We start from the raw sequence: 21123 nt of genomic DNA on the forward strand, positions 1-21123 counted from the left end.
GACGACCGGCGCCGGTCGCCTCACTCCGGCAGCACGCCACGATGCGGTGGCCGGAAACCTCCGATCCGCTGCTCGAGCAGTTCGGCCAGCCGCAGCGGCGTACGGTCCTCGTACATCGGACCGACGAGCTGTACGCCCACCGGCAGGCCGTCGGGGGACGGGCCCGCCGGGATCGCGGTGGCCGGCAGGCCCGGCATCGTGGCCAGCCCGGCCCAGACGAGCTGGTCGAAGAACGGATACTCGACGCCGTCGATGTCGATCCGGCGTCCCAGCAGATCGGGGTCGTGGTCGTGCGGGAACGCCGGAGTCGGCGTGATCGGGCACACCACGGCGTCGAACTCGGCGAAGAACCGCCGCCAGCCGTGACGGTGGAGCTCACGGCGGTCGTTCGCCGCGAGCCAGTCGCGGTGGCTGAACACCATCCCGCGCAGCCGAGCCGCGTCGAGACTCCGGTCCTCCGCGCTCAGCCCGGCGGCGCGAGCACGAAGCTGCTCGTAAGCGTCGACGGGAAAGCGCGCCACGGAGCCGGAGAACAGCAACTGCGTGTAGAGCGTCGCGGCTTCGGCCAGGTCGGGCAGCAGCGGAGTGTGCCGTTCGACGCGGGCGCCGCCGTCGGCGAGTGCGTCGGCCACCCGGTTGACGCCGGCCCGTACGGCGGACCCGGTCGCGATCAACGGGTGCTCGTCGAGGACCAGGACCCGGAAGTCGCTCAGCCGCTGGTGGCGTGCGACCGGTAGCTTCAGGTCGTGCGCCACGCCGAGCGTCAGCGGGTCCGGCCCGGCCATGACGTCGAGCAGGAGCGCGAGGTCGCGGGCGGTGCGCGCCATGGGGCCGACGACCGCGAGGTCGAGATCGACCGGCAAGGCCGGTGCGAGGGGCGGGACCATGCCACGGTTCGCCACCAGCCCCAGTGTCGGCTTGTGCGCGTAGACACCGCAGAAGTGCGCGGGCGTACGCAACGAACCGCCTATGTCGGAGCCGATGGACAGCGCGCCGAAACCGCACGCCAGGGCCGCCGCCGAGCCACCGGACGATCCGCCCGACGTGCGCGCGTGGTCCCACGGGTTGTTGGTGGTGCCGTAGATGTCGTTGAAGCTCTGCAGATCCTGCAGCCCCAAAGGCACATTGGTCTTCCCGAGCATCACCGCGCCGGCCCGCCGGAGCCGCGACACCTGTACCGCGTCCTCGGCCGGCACGTGGTCCCGGTGCTGGGGCATGCCCCATGTCGTGGGCAGCCCGGCGACGTTGTAGGACTCCTTGACCGTCACCGGAACACCGAGCAGTGGCCGGTCCTCGCCCCGGGCGCGCGCCCGGTCGGCGTCGCGCGCGGCGACGCGCGCACGGTCGAAGTCCGGCACGCAGATCGCGTTGATCACCTTGTCGTCCCGCTCGATGCGGGCGATCGCCTCGTCGGTCAGCTCCACCGATGTCACCTCACCGGCACGCAACGCCGTCACGAGGCCTTCCGCAGACTGAAGTTCGTACCCCATGCGTCCGACCGTACTGACCCCACGAGGAGGCCATAAAATGCCGATTCGCACAACGGCTCGGACGACCGAAGGAGACCCGCGGTGAGGCGAACGACCCGGACCGGCAGAGGGCCGAAGCGGTGACGGGCTCCGCGCCACGGATCGCGGAACTCGCCTACTACCCGGTGAAGGGCTGCGCCGCCGTCCGCCCCGCCACCGCGGCGATCACGCCGGCCGGGATCACGCACGACCGGGCCTTTCTCGTCGTCGACGGAAAAGGCGTCTACCGCACCCAGCGCCGCCATCCGCGGCTCGCCGCCATCACACCGGTGGTGAGTGACGACGGTTGCCGGATGTCCTTGCACCACCCGGATCTGCCCCCGTTGTCCTTCGCCGTCGTCCACAGCGGACCTCGCCGCTCCGTGGACCTGTTCGGCAAGTCCTTCGGAGGCATCGATCAGGGACCCGTCGTGGGGGAGTGGCTGTCGCAGGCGATCGGAGCGGACAGCCGGCTGGTGAGAGTGCCGCCGGACCACCGACGCGTCACCGACGGACACACCCCGGGCACCTCCAACTACGCCGACAGCAGCGCTGTCCACATCCTGTCCCTGTCGTCCCTGGCGCTGCTCAACGAGAAGCTGCGGTCGGCCGGGCAACCGATGGTCCCGATGGAGAGATTCCGGCCGAACATCGTCGTCGACGGTTGGGAGCACGCCCACACGGAGGACCGTCTCCGCGGCGTGACGATCGGCGACTGCCGACTGGGCTACGCGAAACTCGCTCTGCGGTGCGTGGTCACCACGGTCGACCAGCGTTCGGGGCGCAGGGCCGGGCCGGAACCGCTGCGCACGCTGGCCGGCTATCGCCGGACGGAGGGGGGACTGGCCTTCGGCACGAAGTTCGCCGTCGTCCGCCCGGGAACCGTGTCCGTCGGTGACCCGGTGGCGGTCACCGGCTGGGGTGTCTCGGAAATATGAGCGGAGCGCCTCGGCCCGGCCCGGTCTCCGGCGCCTCCTTCTGCGAGGCGTGCAGGGGCGGACCGGCGGGTACCCGGTGCCAGGGCGCTGAACGGGGTTCCAGGATGTGAGCGCGCATGATCTCCGAAACCGTACGTGTTCCCTCGGGGGACGTGGCCCTGACCGGCGACCTGGTCGTCCCCGACAGGCCGCGCGGCGTGATCCTGTTCGCGCACGGCAGCGGCAGCTCGCGTCTCAGTCACCGCAACCGTGCGGTCGCCGCCGGTCTGCGCCGGGCCGGGCTCGGCACCCTGCTGCTGGACCTGCTGACCGAAGACGAGGAACGCGAGGACGCCGCCACGGGGAGGCATCGCTTCGACGTCGTCCTGCTGGCCCGGCGGCTGGTGGACGCCGTGGACTGGCTGGCTGGGCGGCCCGGCGTCGCGGGGCTGCCGGTGGGGCTGTTCGGGGCGAGCACCGGAGCCGCTGCCGCCTTGATCGCCGCGGGGCAGCGGCCCGAACGGGTGTTCGCGGTGGTGTCCCGAGGTGGCCGGCCGGACCTGGCCGGCGACGCGCTCCCGACGGTCCACGCACCGGTCCTGCTCGTCGTCGGAGGCGCCGACGACGCGGTACTCGGCCTCAATCGGGAGGCCGAGCAACGGCTCACCGCCCACCACCGGATCCATGTCGTACCGGGCGCCACGCACCTCTTCCCCGAACCCGGCGCCCTGGCGGAAGTCGCCGAGACCGCCGCCGACTGGTTCCGTGCCCACCTGGGCGGAGGAACGGACGACACCGCCGGCTCGCCCGGACCCACGGCGGCCCAGGCGACACGGCACGCGGGAAAGTGACGCGGAACCCCGCTCACGAGGAGGAGAGACGCCATGCGATTCCACGACCGACGGACCGCGGGCCAGGAGCTCGGCCTGCGGCTCATGGAGTGGGCGTCCGACGGCGGACTGCCCCACCCCCTCGTTCTCGCGCTGCCGCGCGGCGGCGTACCGGTGGCCGTCGAAGTCGCCCGGGCCCTGGACGCGCCCCTGGACGTGCTGGTGGCCCGGAAGGTCGGTCTTCCCGGCCGGCCGGAGACGGGCATCGGCGCGGTCGTGGACGACGACCCGCCCCTGTTCGACCCGCGCGCCCTCGCCATGGCCGGGCTGAGCGAGGACCGGCTCGCCCAGGACGTGGCCCGGGAACGCGCGGAACTGAAACGCCGGGCCATGCTCTACCGCGGTGACCCTTCCACACCGCACGTCGGGAACCGCACCGTGGTCCTCGTCGACGACGGCCTGGCCACCGGCGCCACCGCACGCGCCGCCCTGCGCCATCTCCGGCGGGCGCGACCCGCACGGCTGGTCCTCGCCGTCCCCGTCGGCGCTCCCGAGACCGTCGCCGAGATGCGCTCGGAAGCGGACGCCGTCGTCTGCCTCCGGCAGCCGCCGGACTTTCGGGCGGTCGGCCTCTGGTACGACGACTTCGACCAGGTCGGCGACGACCGGGTCGTCGAGATCCTGAACGGTTACGGGACCTCGCCCTCCCGCACATGAGGCGCCCGGTGCCCGCCCTTCCGGGCCGGGCGGGCGCGGCGTGCGCGGTCGGCCGGGCGGCCCCGAACCGCCGCTTCACACGGTGAACTCCCGTATCACCGTGTCCCGGAACACCGCCCGGCCGTCCACGGTGAACAGCGCGAGCCGGTCGTCGATGAGGTACGGGAACACCTCCGAGGTGTGCACGTACCGGCCGTCGTCCACGAACAGCTCCACCGACGTGCGGTCCACCAGAATCCGCAGCCGCACCCGCCGCGCCGACGGGTCGAACGGGCTCTTGCTCTCCTGCCGGCGTCCCGAGGCGTCCGGGTTGACGGTGGACCTCCGGTTGAGGAAGGCGTAGTCGCCGTACACCCCCGCGTCGACGTGGCGGCCCCCGTCGTTGGAGCGGCGCAGCTGGAGACCGGCGCCGGCGAGCCGGTCCCAGGTGATCTCGCAGCTCACCTCGTACGCGGTGCCCCGGTAGTCGAGTACCCGCGTGCCCTCGACCTCGACATCACCCAGTCGCACCGTGCGCGAGACATAGCGGTCCAGGGCGGCGATCGGGCGGGAGGCGAGGTGGTGGGCGCCGGTGGCGGTGCGTTCGAGGGTCACCTCGCGAACGATGGAGTCGGTGCCGTTGAAGCCGTCGGTATCGATGGTGGGCGTGGTGCCGGCGTAGTCCCAGTTGTTGAGCCAGCCGACGGCGTAGCGGGCGCGCTCGTCGAGGGTGCCGTCGGCGTCGCGCTTCTCGAAGGTGACGGCGCCGTACCAGTCCCAGCCGTGGTCCAGCCACTGCGGGTCCGGCGCGTCGGCGACGAAGGCGCTGCCGTCGAAGGCGCCGGTCCAGTAGGCGTAGGTGTTGGGCAGCCCGGCGCCCTTGGCGTTGGCGCTCACCCCGAGCACCCACTTCGCGGCCCCGTCCCCGGCGGTGATCCGGAACAGGTCGGGGCACTCCAGCACCCCGATGCCCTCCTTGACGAAGCCACCCGCATACGTCCATGACCTCAGGTCGGCCGAGTGGTAGAACCCCACCTTGTCGTTCTCGGCGAGCGCCATCACCCACCGGCCGCGCTCCTCGTCACGGATCACCTTCGGGTCGCGGAAGTCGCGGACGCCGGGATTGGGCAGGACGGGCGCGGTGCCGTGCGGCCGGAAACTGCGGCCGCCGTCGGTGGAGTAGTACAGGTACTGGGCCTGCGCACCGCCCGCCGGTTCCATGGTCGCCAGCACGATCACCGCACCGGCGCCGAAGCCCGCCGTGCCGGACGTGTCCACGACCGCCGAGCCCGACCAGACGTCCCCGTTCGGCGTCGTGTCCTTCGGGACCGCGATGCCGCGGTCGGTGAAGCGGACCAGGTCGGGGCTGGTGGCCAGACGCCAGGCGGTGCCCGCCGTGGTGCCGCCGGCGAAGTAGTCCGGGTTGTACAGGTAGTAGTAGTGGTACTCGCCGTCGATCCACAGGGGACGTTGCGGGTCGTTCTTCCACTGGTCGGGGACCGTGAAGTGGTACGCCGCCCGGTAGCGGGCGCAGGCGGGGGCGGCGGCCCGGGGTTTCGCCGCGGCGGGGCCCGCCGTCGGCAGGAGTGCGGCACCGGCGCCCGCGGCGGACCCCGCGAAGAGCGCTCGTCTGGACAGTCCACGCATCACACATCGTTCCTCTCGTACGAGCGAGCCCCGCAAGCGGTGGCTCGGAACGGCGGCTCATGTGGAACCAGGACTGTAGACCTAACTCGTTAAAGGTCAAGGGGCTACCGGGGCTTGACAGGGCGACGGCGCGGTTCTCATCATCGTCGGCATCCGAACCTAATACGAGTTAGGCACATCGATGACCGACTCGCACACCCGCCGCAGTCTGCTGCGGTACGGCGCCTACGGTGCCGCGGCAGCGGCGCTGGCCGGCACCGCCGCCTCCTGGGAGCGGCTCACCGCCGCCGACATCCCCGGCCGCGACGACGGCTCCCTCGTCGTCGCCACCCTGGGCCCCGCCTACGGTCCGGCCGCCGTGCGCGCCCTCACCGAGGGCTTCGCCGAGCAGCACCCCGACATCAAGCTCCGGATCAACGCGGTGCAGGCCGTCGACTGGTCGGACTTCTTCGCCAAGATCCTCACCCAGATCGCCGCGGGCCTGGCCCCCGACCTGGTCTACGTCGCGACGGAGGGCGTGCAGCTGTTCGCGCGGCAACTCGGAGTCCCGCTGGACCACTGGGTCCGGCGGGACTCCGCCGAGCTGCGGGAGTACTTCGCCGACGTCCACCCCTCACTGGTGGAGTCGATGATGTACGAGGGCAGCCTCTACCAGCTCCCCGTGGAGTTCAACGCCGCCGACATGTACCTCAACCGGCAGGTGCTGCGACGGGCCGGCGCGGACCGTCCGTCGGCCGACTGGACCCGCGACGACTTCACCGCGCTGCTGCGCCGCATGAAGAAGTCGAGCGACTCCCACTTCACGCCGTACTTCTGGACCAACCGGCTGTGGGGCGGGGTGGTGCCCTGGCTCTTCGCCAACGGCACCAACCTGCTGGCCGAGTCCAAGGCGCCCGGCGGCGACTGGCTGTGGGACGCCTTCTACCCGCCGGCCCAGCGCCGAGGACGCGGCGGCGGCTTCCGCTGGACCACCCCGCAGGCGACGGACGCCCGCTGCGAGGAGGCGTACGAGTACCTGGCCTCCCTCATCGAAGAGGGCCTGTGCACCCGCCCCGAGGGCGGCAACGGCCAGAACCTCGTCGGCGTGTTCTCCACCGGCAGGGTCGGGGTGACACCCGCGGGCGGCTTCTGGGCCGGCGGCCTGCACCAGGCGGGCATGCCCGCCGACAGCTACGACGTGCAGTACTTCCCGCGCCGGCACACCCAGCGCCACCAGTTCGGCGCGGCGGGCTACGCGCTGCTGCGCACCTCGAAACGGCAGGAGGAGGCGTGGGAGTTCATCAAGTACGCCGCCCGAAGGGACACCCTGACCCGGCTGTTCACCACCAACCAGACCACCCCGGCACGCCGCTCGATGCTGACCGCCGACCGGTACCGGGAGACCGGCCCCGACCACTGGCGGGTCTTCTACGACACCCTCGACCGGTTCCCCGACACGGGGCCGATCCCGGCTCCGGCGCAGGTCGCAGAGGTCGAGCAGGTCCTGCTGAAGCACACCGGCACCGCCCTCTCCTCCCCGCGCGCGGTGCGTCCCGCGCTGCGCCGGCTCCAGGGCGACCTGGAGAAGGCCATGGAGCGTGACGTATGACGAACACCCAGGTACCGCCGGTTCGGTCCGAGCCGGCGCCCCGGCCTCCCGCGGCCGGCGTCCGTCCCCGTGCGCGCGAGCGCGGCACGCGGCTGCTGGCCGCCCTGTTCCTGGCGCCGACGATCGTCGGCATCGTCGTCTTCACGGTCGTCCCCATCGTCGGCTCGGTGGTGCTGAGCCTCTTCCACTGGAACGTGATCGACGACCCGAGCTTCGCGGGGGCGGCCAACTACGGCGAGGTCTTCGGCGACTCGACCGTGCTGGTCTCCTTCCGCAACACGCTGCTCTTCATGGTGCTGGCGGTCGCGCTGCAACTGCTCGTCGCGCTGGTGCTGGCGATCACGGTGAACGGGCGCATGCCGCGCTGGCTGCGGTCCGTGTTCCGGTCGGCGTTCTTCTTCCCCCTGGTGCTGTCCGCGGCGTCCATCTCGGTGGTGATGAAGTACCTCTTCAACCAGGACTTCGGGGTGGTGAACTGGCTCGTCGGGCTGGTCGGGATCGCTCCGGTGCCCTGGCTGACCTCGGAGAACGGGGCGATGGCCACGGTGATCCTGGTCTATGTCTGGCAGCAGTTCGGGTTCTCGTTCCTGCTGTTCGTGGGCGGACTCAACAACATCCCGAAGGAGATCCACGAGGCCGCCGCCCTGGACGGCGCCACCGGCCCCCGCAAGCACCTGCACATCACCCTGCCCCTGCTCTCGCCGACGCTGCTGGTGGCGTCCGTGGTCGGCATCATCAACGCGCTCCAGGTCTTCGAACAGCCCTACGTGCTGACCAACGGCGGTCCCGGCGACTCCACCCGCACCGTCGTGATGGTCATCTACGAAACCGCCTTCGAGCAGCTGCGCTTCGGCACCGCGTCCGCGGTGGGCGTGCTGCTGTTCGTGCTGATCATGGCGGTGACCGCCCTCCAGTTCCGGCTCAGCCGGCGTTTCGTCCACTACCAGTGAGCCGGGTGAGTCCCCCATGAGCCACACGACCCTGACCACCGGCCGGGTGCGTCACTCCCTCGCGCCGTGGGCGCGGATCGCCGCGCTGGCCGTCTGCTCCCTGCTGACCCTCGGTCCGGTCATCTGGACCGTCTCCACCTCGCTGCGCACCCCCGCGGAGTCCTTCGACCTCCCGCCGCAGATCATTCCCTCGGAGCCGACCGCCGAGGCGTACCGCGGCGTGTTCGCGCAGATCGACGTCTGGCTGCTCGCCCTGAACTCGACGCTGGTGACGGCGCTGATCGCGGCCGGTCAGATGATCACCGCCGGGCTCGCCGGATACGCGTTCGCCCGCCTTGAGTTCCGGTTCAAGAAGCCCCTGTTCGCCCTGGTACTGGCGACCATGATGGTGCCGCTCCAGGTCACCATCGTGCCGGTGTTCCTGGTGCTGAAGTCGATGGGCCTGACCGACACCCTGCTCGGCCTGATCGTTCCGGCGTTCCCGACCGCGTTCGGCACCTTCCTGATGCGCCAGTACTTCCTGGGCATGCCCAAGGACCTGGGCGAGGCGGCGATGCTCGACGGGGCGGGCCCGTGGCGGGTGTTCCGTTCCGTGTACGCCCCGCTCGCCGCGCCGGGTCTCGCGATCGTCGGCGTACTGGCCTTCAACTACCACTGGAACGAGTTCTTCCGCCCGCTGATCCTGGAGACCTCCGGCCAGAACTACACCCTGCCGCTCGGGCTGGTCTCCCTCCAGGGCAACCTCGGCACCGGGTCCATCTCGGTGGTGCTCGCCGGTGTGGTGCTGTCCATGATCCCCGCCGTCGCCGTGTTCGTCGTCGGCCAGCGCCCTCTCCGCGAGGGCATCACCTCCGCAGGAGTCAACCGTTGAGCCCCGACCGCAACGCACCGCGCTTCCGGGTCCGCCCTCCCGCCAACTGGATCAACGACCCGAACGGCCCGTTCCGCTGGGGTGGCCGCTACCACCTCTTCTACCAGCACAACCCGCACGCGCCGGTGCACGCCGACGTCCACTGGGGGCATGCCTCCAGCCCCGACCTGGCCCGCTGGCGGCACCATCCGATCGCGCTCGCACCGACGCCCGGCGGGCCCGACGAGGCAGGCTGCTGGTCCGGCTGCGTGGTCGACGACGACGGAGTGCCGACAGCGGTGTACACGGGCATCGGCCACCACCACACCGGCCTCGGCACCGTCTGTCTGGCCCGCGCGGCCGACCCGGGCGACCCGGCGCTGACCGAGTGGCGGCCGCTGCCCGTTCCCGTGGTGGCCGGCCCGCCCGCCGACCTGGACGTGGTGATGTTCCGCGACCCCTTCGTCTTCCGCTACGCCCGCCGCCGCTGGGCCCTGGTCGGCGCGGGCCACGCCGACGGCACGCCCTCGGTCCTGCTGTACGACTGCGACGACCTGACGGACTGGAGATTCGCGGGCGTGCTCCTGGACGGCCACGACCCGGTCGCCGCGGACGCCTTCGGCGACAAGGCCGTCGGCTGGGAGTGTCCCCAGCTGCTGGTGACGCCGGGAGGGGACTGGGTGCTGCTGGTGTCGCTGTGGGACGGCGACCCGCGCGCGACCGGATACCTGACGGGCCGTCTGGAGGCGTCGTCGGCACCCGCGTTGCGGTTCGCTCCGCGCGTCGGCGGCGCCCTCGACCACGGCCGGGACTTCTACGCGCCGGCCGTCCTGCAGGAGCCGGAGCGGGCGCTGATGTGGGGCTGGTCCTGGGAGTCACGCGGGCCCGGCGAGGCCGAGCGGGCCGGCTGGTCCGGGGTGCTCAGCGCGCCGCGCGTCGTCGACGTCGACGCCGACGGCACCCTGCGGGTCCGGCCGGCGCCGGAGCTGAACTCGCTGCGGGCGTCGGAGCCGTTCGTCACCGAGCCGGGCACCGGCACACGGCTCCCGGACGCGTACGACCTGACCGTCACCGCCCGCGCGGCCACGACCGTCCGCCTGGCGGAGGGGCTGACGCTCCGGATCGACCCCGGCGCGGGCACCCTGACGGCACAGTGCGCCGGGCGGCCCGATCCCGTGGAGGTCCGGGTGGCGCGCGGAGCGGAGCTGAACGTCCGCGTCCTCGTGGACGGTTCGCTGTACGAGGTGTTCGCGGACGACCGGGCCGCGGTGACCGAGCGGGTCTACCGCGCCCCCGGCGACGCGCCCGAACTGACCGTCACGGGTGCCGGAGCCGCGGTCACGGCGTGGGAACTGGTCGGACCGGCCCTGAACTGAGCACCGGCGTCACTTCACGCCCGCCCGCGCGCCACCGGCCGCCACCTCGGGTGAGCACCGTCCTTCCTCCCCGGAACGACATCGGCTCCCGGTCCCGCGCGGGCCGCCGCGGCGTCAGACGGTCGGGGCCGGACCCACCGAGGACCGAGGCACCACCGGGCAGGCCAGGCGCCGGATCGTGGCCGGCGGGGTGCGGCCGGTGGTGATGGCGTCGAGGAGAAGACGGGTGGCGGACTCGCCCATCTGGCGGTGCGGGAGGGCCATGGTGGTGAGGGATGGGGTGAGGAAGGCCGCCATGTGCTCCTGGTCGTCGTAACCGATCACCGACAGCTCGGCGGGGACGGCGATGCCGAGCCGGGTCGCGGCGTGCAGGACGCCCGCCGCGACCCGGTCGTTGTAGCAGAAGACGGCGGTGGGCCGGCGGGCCGGTTCCGCGTCGCCGAACAGCCGCACGGCACCGTCGTGGCCGCCGGTGATTTCTCCACCGGTGCGCAGCACCCATTCCTTGGGGACGGTGACCCCCTCGGCGCGCAGCGCGTCGCGGAAGCCGCCCAGCCGCTCCACGGACGCGATGTCGTCCAGTCCCCCCATGTAGGCGACCCTGCGGTGCCCGTGGTCGAGCAGCAGCCGGGCCGCCGTACGGCCGCCGGCCCGCTCGGCCGGAACGACGGCGGACAGGGAACCGTCCTCGGGCAGGCAGTTGGCGAGGACCGAGTGGGTACGGTGCAGTCCCTCGGGCACGCGCACCCGGCGCAACGACATGGCGGCGTAGATGATGCCATCCACCCGCCGGTCCAGGAGTTCGGCGACGGCCGCGTCCTCCTTGGCCGGGTCGCCTCCGGAGTCGATGGTGAGCACGAGGTGCTCGCTCGCCCAGGCCGTCTCCATCGCGCCGCGCAGCAGCCGGCCGGCGAACGGGGAGGACGCGATCTCGTCGGTGACCAGCCCGATCACTGCCGTACGCCGGCGGCGCAGGCCGCGGGCGACGGGGTCGGGCCGGTAGCCGAGCTGAGCGGCGGCCAGCCGGATGCGTTCCTGTGTGGCGGGGGAGAGGTTCCCCTCGGCGCGGCCGTTGAAGACGAAGGAGACGGCGGTGTGCGACACGCCGGCGAGCCGGGCGACGTCCCGTGAGGTGGGACGTCCGGTCCCCGTCGTGGGTCTGCCTTCTGCGTTCGTCATGGCACCCGCTGTCCTCTGCTTCCCCCGCCCGTGCGGTCGATCACCGCTCAGCCTAATGGGACGCCGTCGCTCGGCGTCCGCTCCGTACGCGCGAGGGCGTCGACACCCACTGGGCCGATCCGGAAGTTACCGGTGCGACATCTCTTGACCCCCATGATCGCCTCGGACTACGGTTCCCGCGTTTGCACCGGATTGAAACGATTCAATCCGTCAACCCTTCTCCGAACCCTGGGGCGCACTCATGCACGAACTCGTCTCGCAGCGTGGCGGGATGTCCCGACGTACGATGCTGGCCGCCGCCGTGACCGCGGGGGTGACCGCCACCGCCGTCACCGCCGCACCCGGTGCGGCAGCCCTCCCCACGGGCCCGGACGCCGCCCGGGCCGCCGGGTCCGCACGGTGGTTCGCCGACCCCGCCCGCTCCGTGCGCCCCAAGTTCCGCTGGTGGTGGCCGGACGGCCTGGTCGACCCGGACGAAGTGGCCCGCGAGATAGACCAGATCGCCGACGCGGGGTTCGGCGGGGTCGAGATCGCCGCCGTCCACCACAGCATCCGGGACAAGTCGCTCCTGGACACCGCCCACCACGGCTGGGGCAGCAGACCCTGGCGGGACGGCGTGGAGGCCGCCCTCGGCCGGGCCGTGCGCCGCGGTCTGACCGTCGACCTCACTCTGGGCCCGAGCTGGCCCGTGGCCGTCCCCGGAGTCACCCCCGACGACGACGCGGCCGCCAAGGAACTCGCCCACGGACAGGCCTCGGTGGCCGCCGGCACCACGTACCGCGGGCCCGTACCCGCCCCCGTCCACGAGGCGGCGCCCGGCGTCCGCACCCAGCTTCTCCTCGCGGTCCAGGCCGCCCGCGTCGACCCCGCCCACTCCACCCGCAAGGAGACCGGCCTCGACCCCGACAGCATCCGCGACCTCACGGACACCGTCACCGACGGCAGTCTGACCTGGACGGCACCCGCCGACGGCGAGTGGCTGCTGATCTCCTACTGGCAGCGGGGTTCGGGACAGCAGCCGGAGTCGGGGCCGCACTCCGCGCCCGCCGCCTTCGTCGTCGACCACCTGAGCGCGGCGGGCACCACTGCCGTCACCGACCACTGGGAACGCCACGTCCTCACCGGCTCACTGCGCCGCCTGCTGAAGGCCGCGGGCGGTGCCTTCTTCGAGGACTCGGTGGAACTGGAGACCGAGGGCCTGGTCTGGACGGCGCGCCTGCCCGAAGCGTTCGAGCAGCGCACCGGCCGGCCGCTGCTGCCCTGGCTGCCCGCCCTCGTCCTGGACGACAGCAACCAGGTGTTCGCCTTCGAGGCCCAGCTGACCCGGCAGATCCGGCACGACTTCTGGGCCACCGTCTCCGACCTGTTCAACCGCCACCACGTGGGCGCGCTCCGGGACTGGGCGCACTCCCTCGGCATGACCCTGCGCGCCCAGCCCTACGGCCTGCAGACCGACGCCATCGCCACCGCGGCGATCCTCGACATCGCCGAGGGGGAGTCCCTCGGATTCAAGAACCTGGACGACTACCGGTGCCTGGCCGGCGGCCGGGACATGGCGGGCCGAACCGTCCTGTCCTGCGAGGCCGGCGCCTACAACGGCTCGGCCTACGGCACCACCTGGGACCGCGTGCTGCGCACCATGGGCGGGGCCTACGCGGCGGGCGTCAACCAGACGGTGATGCACGGCTTCTCGTACGCGAACGCCCCGGAGGCCCAGTGGCCCGGCTTCGCCGCGTTCAGCCCGTACAACGGCGCGCCGGGATACGGCGAGTCGTGGGGGCCGCGCCAGCCGACCTGGCGGCACGTCGGGGACGTCGCCGGCTACCTCGGCCGCGTGCACGCGGTGCTGCAGTCCGGCAGGGTCCGCGCGGACGTGGCCGTCTTCCGGCAGACCGGATACTCGGCCACGGGCATCGGCGCCTCCTGGTTCACCTCGACCGGCGTCCCGCTCGGATGGACCCACCAGTTCCTCAGCGGCCCGCTGCTGGACCTGCCGAACGCCACCGTCTCCGGCGGGCGGCTCGCCCCGGACGGACCGGCCTACAAGGCGATCTTCGTCGAGGGCGACTTCTTCTACGGCTCCACCCCGGCCCTCGCCCTCGCCGACGCGCGCAAGCTGCTCGGCTTCGCGCGGGCGGGCCTGCCCGTGGTGCTGCTCGGCGCCTTCGACCAGGCGCTGACCCCGGGGGTACCGTCGTCCGGCGAGACCGAGCGGCTGCGCGACGTCCTCACCCGTCTGCTCGCCCTGCCCAACGTCGTCCGGGTCACGGAGAAGCCCGCGGTCGGCGACGCGCTCGCCGCCCTCGGCGTCACCCCGGACGTGCGGCACTCCGTCGCCTCGACGCTCCTGAACGCCCACCGGGTCACGGCGGACGCGGACTACTACTACCTGGTCAACGGCAAGCACGCCGAGACCGTCAAGCCACCCGTGGCCGCCATCGACCACGACGTGACCCTGCGCCGCACCCACGGCCGCGACGCGGTGCCCTACCTCCTCGACCCCTGGACGGGGAAGGCGGTCCGGGTGGGCCGGTACACGCGGGACGGCCAGGACGTGACCCTCCGCGTCGCCCTCCGGCCCGGCCAGACGCTCGTCGTCGCCCTGGGGCGTCCAGGACTCTTCGGCGACCGGCACGGCAACCGCCCGCACGCCCTGTCGTCGGAGGCCGACGAGGTGCTGTTCACCGAACGCGGGCTCACCGTACGGGCCGGCGCGGGCGGCATCTACCGTACGCGGCTGTCCCGGGGCAGGACCGCCACCACCACCCTCCCCGCGGTCCCCGCTCCGATCGAACCGGACCGGTGGCAGGTCGAGGTCGAGGACTGGCGTCCCGGAGACGGCCCGACCCGGACCGAACGGGTACGCCGCACCCTGACGCTCGACACCCTGCTGCCCTGGTCGAGTATCCCGGAACTGGCGGACAGCGCCGGCATCGGCCGCTACCGCACCACCGTCACCCTCCCCGGCACCTGGACCTCGTCCCACGGCGCCCTGCTCGAACTGGGGCAGGTGAGCGACACCTTCCGGGTGAGCGTCAACGGCGGCGAAGCCGGACCGTGCGACCGGCTCAACCCCGTCGTCGACGTGGGCCCGCTGCTGCGCCGGGGCACGAACACCATCGAGATCGAGGTCGCGACGCCTCTCGTCAACCGCCTCAGGGTGAGCCGTCCGGAGGTCTTCGGCGGGCTCAACCGACAGGAGTACGGGCTGACGGGGCCGGTGCGGCTGGTCCCGTACGCGCAGAAGACCGTGTGAGCCCACTGCATTGAACGATTCAAAAAAGCGCGGACGGGTCGCGTGCCCGTCCGCGCCGAGTCATGTCCGAAACCGGGCGAACGTGCGCGCTCCCGATGTGCTCAACAGGCGGTTTTTCCGTTCCTGTGAGAACTCTTGACGCCCTTGGTGGTGCGACTTAGCGTCTCCGTCGAATCGTATAAAACGATTCAATCGAAGGGAGCTGAGCCCCGCACCATGCCCGCACCGCACAGCACATCCACCCCTTCCCGACGCCAAGTCCTGTTCACCGCGTCGGCCACCGCGGCCACCGCCGCGCTGCCGGCAGCCGCCACCGCGGCGGCCCCGGCGGTCACCGCCGCGACCGTGCCCCCGCCGACGGACCGTGCGCACCGCCCGGAACCTGCGGTGGCCGCCTTCCCACTCGCGGACGTCCGCCTCCTCGACAGCCCTTTCCTCGCCAACATGCGGCGTACCTGCGCCTACCTCCTCTTCGTGGACCCCGACCGGCTGCTGCACACCTTCCGGCTCAACGTCGGCCTGCCCTCCTCCGCCGAACCCTGCGGCGGCTGGGAGGCCCCCGACGTCCAACTGCGCGGCCACACCACCGGACACCTCCTCAGCGCGCTCGCCCAGGCCCACGCGGCCACCGGCGACCGTGCCTACGCGGACAAGGCCCGACTGCTCGTCTCGGCACTGGCCGAGTGCCAGCGGGCGGCACCGGCGGCCGGGTTCCACCGCGGCTACCTCTCCGCGTTTCCCGAGTCGGTCTTCGACCGACTGGAAGCCGGAGGGAAGCCCTGGGCGCCGTACTACACACTCCACAAGATCATGGCCGGTCTCCTCGACCAGTACCGGCTCGGCGGGAACCGGGAGGCGTTCGAGGTCCTGCTGGAGATGGCCGCCTGGACCGAGGCGCGCACGGCACCGCTCTCGCGCGAACGGATGCAGGGTGTCCTCAAGGTCGAGTTCGGCGGCATGAACGACGTCCTCGCCCGGTTGCACCTGGAGACCGGCGACCCGGTGCACCTGCGCACCGCCCGCCGATTCGACCACGACGAGCTGTTCGGTCCGCTGGCCGCGGGCCGCGACGAACTCGCCGGCCGGCACGCCAATACGGAAATCGCCAAGGTGGTCGGCGCCGTACCGGCCTACGAGGCCACCGGCGACCGGCGCTACCTGGACATCGCCGACACCTTCTGGACCACCGTCGTGCGCCACCACTCGTACGCCATCGGCGGCAACTCGAACCGGGAGCTCTTCGGTCCGCCGGACGAGATCGCGAGCCGGCTCTCGGAGGTCACCTGCGAGAACTGCAACAGCTACAACATGCTCAAGCTCGGCCGGGACCTCTTCCGCCACGACCCCGAGCGCACCGAGTACCTGGACCACTACGAATGGACGCTGTACAACCAGATGCTCGCCGAGCAGGACCCCGACTCGGCGCACGGCTTCGTCACCTACTACACCGGGCTGTGGGCGGGCTCGCGGCGCGAGCCGAAGGGCGGGCTGGGCTCGGCGCCCGGCAGCTACAGCGGGGACTACGACAACTTCTCCTGCGACCACGGCACGGGCCTGGAGACCCACACCAAGTTCGCCGACACCGTCTACTTCCGCACAGCCGGCTCCCCCCGGCCCGCGCTCTTCGTCAATCTGTTCATCCCGTCCGAAGTGCGCTGGCGCGAACGGGGAGTGACGCTCCGCCAGGAGACCGACATGCCCACGGGCGACCGCACGCGCCTGACCGTCACCCGGGGAGACGCACGGTTCGCGCTGCGCATCCGGATCCCCGGCTGGCTGGCGGCGGGCGACGGCCGTGCCGAGCTGACGGTGAACGGCCGCCGCGCCGGCGGCCGCCTCCAACCGGGCACCTACGCGACGGTGACCCGCCACTGGCGGACCGGGGACCGGGTCGAACTCGTCCTGCCCCGCGTCCCCGTCTGGCGCCCGGCGCCCGACAACCCCCAGGTGAGGGCGGTGTCGTACGGCCCGCTGGTCCTGGCGGGCGGCTACGGCGACACGCCCCTGGCGACACTGCCCGCCATCCGCCCCGACACGCTGAGCCGCACGCCCGGCGAACCCACCGGCTTCACCGCCCTCGCAGACGGCCGGCGCGTCCCGCTCCGCCCCTTCCACGAGATCCACCACCAGCGCTACAACGTGTACTGGTCCGTCGCACCCCGGCCCGCGCCCGCCGCCGACGTCGTTCGCTACCCCCTCGACGAAGGGCACGGCACCTCGGTGGCGGACCGCACCGGAACGTTCGGGCCGGGCTCCCTCTCCGGCGGCGCGACCTGGGTCACCGACGGCGACACGACGGCGGTGACGCTCGACGGACGCGACGGCCATGTCGTGCTCCCCGCCGGACTGCCCAGTGGCCTGGCGGAGTTGACCCTTTCCGCCCGCGTCCGTGTCGACACCCTCGCCCCCTCCGTCCGCGTCTTCGACCTGGGCTACAGCAAGGACACGTACCTCTTCCTCGCGGCGACCACGGGGGCCGGACGGGCCCGCGCCGCCTTGAAGATCGCGGGCATGGAGGACGAGGACTTCGTCGACGCCACCGGCCCGCTGCCCCTCGGCCGTTGGGCTCACGTGGCGCTCACCCTCGCGGACGGCACCGGGGTGCTCTACGTCGACGGAACCGAGGCCGGACGCAACACGGCCATGGTCGCGAGCCCTCTGCTGCTCGGCCGGACCAGCCGGAACTACCTGGGCCGCTCCCAGAACAGCACCCACCCGTACCTGCACGGCGCGGTCCGCGACTTCCGGCTGCACAACCGCGCGCTCTCCGCCGACCGAGTACGGCGCCTCGCCCAGGGCTGATCACCCACCACACGGCAGATCGGGAGCCAAGCGCCGATCACCGCCACCGCGGTGCCACCACCGTCGCCCTCCGCACCACACCACCCGGGAGCACAGCCATGCCCGAACACCCCTTGTCCAGACGCCGTTTCGTGGCCGCCGCCGGAACCACCGGCGCCCTGGTGGCCGTCGGCCTTCCCGACGCCGCCCACGCGGCCGGTTCACCGTCCGGACCCGGCCGACCGGAACGGGACGCCTGGTCCGAGCGGCACTTCGCCGACCCGCGCCACGACAGCCGCCCCACCGTCTACTGGTACTGGAACGGCCCCGTCACGCCCGAGCTGGTCGACCGCCAGCTCGCCGACCTCAGGTCCAAAGGCATGTACGAGGTCGTCCTCTTCTCCTTCGACAACGCCGAGATGACACCGGTGTTCTTCTCCGAGGAGTGGTTCGGCATCGTCGGCCACGTCCTGCGCACCGCCGAACGCACCGGCATGCGCGTCTGGTTGTTCAACGACGACCACTTCCCCAGCGGCCGGGCCGGCGAGTTCATCGTCAAGGGCGGCCGGGTCGGCAACCGCGTCTACGCCCCCCGGCCCGACTTGCGACTCAAGGCACTCGCCCGCTCCACCACCGTGGTGCGCGGCCCCGCGTCGATCGACCTCAGGCACAGCACCGGCGTCGGAGTGGACGCGGGACGACTGGTCGCGGACGCCGCGGTCCTCGACGGCACCGCGGTCCTCCGGGAGAGCACGGGGTGGGGCGACTGCGTCGTCACCGGCAGCGCGAAGGCCGAGCACGGCGCCGCCGGGCTTCTCGTACGGGCCTCGGCCGACGGCCGCACCGGCTACGCCGTCACCTTCGACCAGACCGGCGTCGTCACCGTCGACCGGATCACACCGGACGCGGAACCTTCCGAACTGCTGCGCAGCACCCGCACCGACGGCTTCAACAAGACCAAGTTCCACACCCTGGAGATCACCCTCCGCGGCGGCGGGCTCTCCCTCACCCTCGACGGCAGGGACAAGGGAGCCTTGGCGGACCTGGACCGGCGGACGGGCGGGGTCGGCGTGCGCGCCGTCGACGACCGGCGTGCCGTCTGGGAGAGCCTCACCGTCGAGTCGGCCGACGGCACCGCGCTGTACACCGGAGCCTTCGACCGTGCCGACGCCGCCGGCGACTTCCCCGAACGCCCGCTGCCCGCCGCCGGCTTCACCGTCGCGGCGGCCGCCGCCCGGCCCGTCGGGTCCACCGAGGGCTCCGACGTCATGGATCTGACCGGCCGGCTGACCGGGGACCACACCTGGCAGGTGCCGGCGGGGGAGTGGCAGGTCGACCTCTTCGGCGGCGTGCTCCTCGCCGACGACAGCCAGGGCTACAGCCGCAGCTACGTCGACCTGCTGGACGACGAGCCCGTCGAGCTGTTCCTCGACATCGTCCCCGGCGAGTATCACCGCCGGTTCGGACGGTACTTCGGCACGGTCGTCCCCGGCTTCTGGGACGACGAGCCGTTCTTCGCCTCCGCCCAGGCCCACTTCAAGCGCCTGCCGTGGTCACCCACGCTCGACCGCGCCCTGCGCACCGTCGGAGTCACCCCCGGCCTCGCCTACGCCGCCGCCTTCGACGACCTCGGACGCACCGGCCGCATCGCCCGCGGGAACTACTGGAAGGCCGTCTCCGACCGCTTCGCCACCGCCTTCCGCAAGCAGGCCCAGTGGTACGACAAGCGCGGCGTCGCCCTGATCACCAACCCGCTGTACGACGAGACCGCCCCCGCCAAGCGCATCCCCTCCACCGGCGATCTGCACAAGGTCAACCAGTGGGCCCAGGTGCCCGGCGGCGACATCATCACCGCCGAGTACGCGGCCGGTGAGCCCACCATGATCCCGCGCAACCCGGTGTCCGTGGCCCACCAGATGGGCCGTGAGCGGGCCCTGCTGGAGATGTTCGGCAACATGGGCTGGCAGGTCACCCCCGGCTTCGTGCACGCCACCGTCGGCGCGCAGGCAGCCCGCGGTGTCAACCTGACGGTGCTGCACGCCCTGTGGACCGACGAGAGCCGCGTGTACTTCCCGCCGCCCTTCGGCCCGCGTGCGCCCTGGTGGTGGGCCATGCGCCCGCTCGCCGAGTGGATCGGCCGCGTGATGGAGGCCGGCCGCGGCACCTCCGCCGCCCGCACCGCGCTGCTGCAGCCGCAGCGGGCCGCCGAGCAGTCGACCGGCACGGGCCGGGAACGGGACGTGGACACGCCGATCAGCGAGGCGGCCTACGCCCTGGAGCGCGCCCAGGTGGACTTCGACCTGCTGCACGAGGGCGCCCTCACCCGGGACCCCGCGCTGCTCGCCCACGCCGAGGTGCGCAAGGGACGCCTCGTCGTCGGGGCGGCCGCCTACGACCTCGTCGTGATCCCGCGGACACCGGTCCTGGACGCCGACGGCGTGGGTGTGCTGCGCGAGTTCGTCCGGGCGGGCGGCACCGTGATCGCGGTGGGCGCCCTGGAGACCGAGGAGGCCGACGGCGGCGACCGCACCCTCGCCCACGCACTCGCCGACCTGTTCGGCCACCGGGTCCCGGCCCGCCGCTCCCTGGGTCGCGGACACGCCGTGCGGGTCGCGGACGACGGCGCGCTCGGAGCCGCGGCTGTCGAGGCCGGCACCGCTGCGGCCGTCCTGGACCCGCCCCAGGACGGCGTCCGGGTGCTGCGGGTGCGCCGGGGCCCCGACACCGTCTTCCTGATCAACAACGAGAGCGGCACGCACGTGCGCACCGTCGCCGCCCTCCCGGCCACCGGCGTGCCCGAGACCTGGGACCCCGCGACCGGCACCGGCGGGCCCGCCCCCGTGTACCGGGCCACCAAGGACGGCGTACGGGTGCCGCTCGACCTGGAGCCCTACCGGACCGCCGTCGTCGTGGTCCGCGGCGGCCACCGCGACCGGCCCCACCTCGTCGAGTCGACCGTGCCCGTCCAGTCCGTGGAACGTCACGGACACGTGCTCCGCGCCACGGTGGAGGCCCCGGCGGCCGGAACCCACCGACTCGTCGGCGCCGACGGCGGTCACCGCTTTTACGGCACCGTGCGCATCGACGACACGCTCGCCCCGGTCCCGGTGGACGGCGACTGGACCCTCACCTTCGAACGCGAGGGCGCCGAGCCCGTCACCGGGCCCCTGGGCAGCTGGACGGAGCACGACGAGCTGTTCTCCGGCACCGGCACCTACACCACCGACATCGATGTCGAGGCCGCTCGGCTGCACGGTCGCCGTGTCCTGCTGGACCTCGGTGACGTCCGCGACGTCGCGGAGGTGTCCGTCAACGGCACCGTGCTGCCGCCGCTGCTGTGGGCCCCGTTCGTGGCCGACGTCACCGGGCACGTCCGGGCCGGGCGCAACACGCTGCGGGTCCGGGTCGCCAACACGCTGTCCAACGAGCGCAAGAAGCCACTGCCGTCCGGCCTGCTCGGCCCCGTGACCCTGCGCTTTCGGCGCCGGAGCACCGTCGAACTGCGCCGCGTCTGAGCCCCGATCCCGTCCTGCCCGAACCAGCCC

The 21123-nt window shown here is 72.5% G+C and carries 13 protein-coding genes; 10 read left to right on the forward strand and 3 right to left on the reverse strand.

All coding sequences use genetic code 11. From position 1 onward, the window contains the following. Positions 1 to 20 precede the first annotated feature (20 nt). Entirely contained in the window at positions 21 to 1490 is a 1470-nt protein-coding gene (locus D1J63_RS35240) for an amidase (protein ID WP_125634652.1), read from the reverse strand. Positions 1491 to 1609: 119 nt separating this feature from the next. Between D1J63_RS35240 and D1J63_RS35245 the strand changes: the two genes are divergently transcribed. The 3 genes from D1J63_RS35245 (at position 1610) to D1J63_RS35255 (ending at position 3972) form a co-directional block, all read left to right on the forward strand. After that, a complete protein-coding gene (locus tag D1J63_RS35245) occupies positions 1610 to 2446 on the forward strand; it encodes an MOSC N-terminal beta barrel domain-containing protein (RefSeq protein WP_125634654.1) in 837 nt (278 codons plus the stop codon). 116 nt (positions 2447 to 2562) lie between these two features. Next, complete coding sequence (locus D1J63_RS35250; RefSeq protein WP_125634656.1) at positions 2563 to 3276, forward strand: dienelactone hydrolase family protein; 714 nt, start codon at positions 2563 to 2565, stop codon at positions 3274 to 3276. A gap of 33 nt (positions 3277 to 3309) precedes the next feature. Continuing rightward, the gene (locus D1J63_RS35255) at positions 3310 to 3972 is read left to right on the forward strand and encodes a phosphoribosyltransferase family protein (RefSeq protein ID WP_125634658.1); all 663 of its coding nucleotides are present in this window, start codon (positions 3310 to 3312) and stop codon (positions 3970 to 3972) included. Between the two features lie 75 nt (positions 3973 to 4047). Here the strand turns inward: D1J63_RS35255 and D1J63_RS35260 are convergent, their stop codons facing one another. Continuing rightward, the gene (locus tag D1J63_RS35260; RefSeq protein WP_125634660.1) at positions 4048 to 5598 is read right to left on the reverse strand and encodes a glycoside hydrolase family 32 protein; all 1551 of its coding nucleotides are present in this window, start codon (positions 5596 to 5598) and stop codon (positions 4048 to 4050) included. Positions 5599 to 5779: 181 nt separating this feature from the next. Here D1J63_RS35260 and D1J63_RS35265 point away from each other — a divergent pair, with 181 nt between their 5' ends. From D1J63_RS35265 to D1J63_RS35280, 4 genes are read left to right on the forward strand one after another with little or no spacing between them, the layout of a single operon-like run. Next, positions 5780 to 7186, forward strand: a complete 1407-nt coding sequence (locus D1J63_RS35265) for an extracellular solute-binding protein (protein ID WP_125634661.1) — start codon at positions 5780 to 5782, stop codon at positions 7184 to 7186. Then, positions 7183 to 8136 (forward strand): sugar ABC transporter permease, encoded by a 954-nt coding sequence (locus D1J63_RS35270; RefSeq protein ID WP_125634664.1) that lies wholly within the window; start codon positions 7183 to 7185, stop codon positions 8134 to 8136. Before D1J63_RS35265 ends, D1J63_RS35270 begins: the two co-directional genes overlap by 4 nt. Positions 8137 to 8152: 16 nt before the next feature. Beyond that, positions 8153 to 9007 (forward strand): carbohydrate ABC transporter permease, encoded by an 855-nt coding sequence (locus tag D1J63_RS35275; RefSeq protein ID WP_125634666.1) that lies wholly within the window; start codon positions 8153 to 8155, stop codon positions 9005 to 9007. Further along, a complete protein-coding gene (locus D1J63_RS35280) occupies positions 9004 to 10362 on the forward strand; it encodes a glycoside hydrolase family 32 protein (RefSeq protein WP_125634668.1) in 1359 nt (452 codons plus the stop codon). Before D1J63_RS35275 ends, D1J63_RS35280 begins: the two co-directional genes overlap by 4 nt. 114 nt (positions 10363 to 10476) lie before the next feature. Here D1J63_RS35280 and D1J63_RS35285 read toward each other — a convergent pair whose 3' ends face one another. Then, positions 10477 to 11541, reverse strand: coding sequence for a LacI family DNA-binding transcriptional regulator (locus D1J63_RS35285; protein WP_125634670.1), 1065 nt, complete (start codon positions 11539 to 11541; stop codon positions 10477 to 10479). 241 nt (positions 11542 to 11782) lie between these two features. Here D1J63_RS35285 and D1J63_RS35290 point away from each other — a divergent pair, with 241 nt between their 5' ends. From D1J63_RS35290 to D1J63_RS35300, 3 genes are all read left to right on the forward strand, one after another. After that, on the forward strand, positions 11783 to 14797 hold the full coding sequence (locus D1J63_RS35290) for a glycosyl hydrolase (RefSeq protein WP_125634672.1): 3015 nt from the start codon (positions 11783 to 11785) through the stop codon (positions 14795 to 14797). A 216-nt stretch (positions 14798 to 15013) separates the two neighbouring features. Further along, positions 15014 to 17599, forward strand: coding sequence for a beta-L-arabinofuranosidase domain-containing protein (locus D1J63_RS35295; protein ID WP_125634674.1), 2586 nt, complete (start codon positions 15014 to 15016; stop codon positions 17597 to 17599). Positions 17600 to 17697: 98 nt separating this feature from the next. After that, positions 17698 to 21093 (forward strand): glycosylhydrolase-like jelly roll fold domain-containing protein, encoded by a 3396-nt coding sequence (locus tag D1J63_RS35300; RefSeq protein WP_125634676.1) that lies wholly within the window; start codon positions 17698 to 17700, stop codon positions 21091 to 21093. The last annotated feature ends 30 nt before the right edge of the window (positions 21094 to 21123 follow it).

The sequence above is a fragment of the Streptomyces sp. KPB2 genome (assembly GCF_003950055.1).
In the GTDB taxonomy this organism is placed as follows: domain Bacteria; phylum Actinomycetota; class Actinomycetes; order Streptomycetales; family Streptomycetaceae; genus Streptomyces; species Streptomyces salinarius.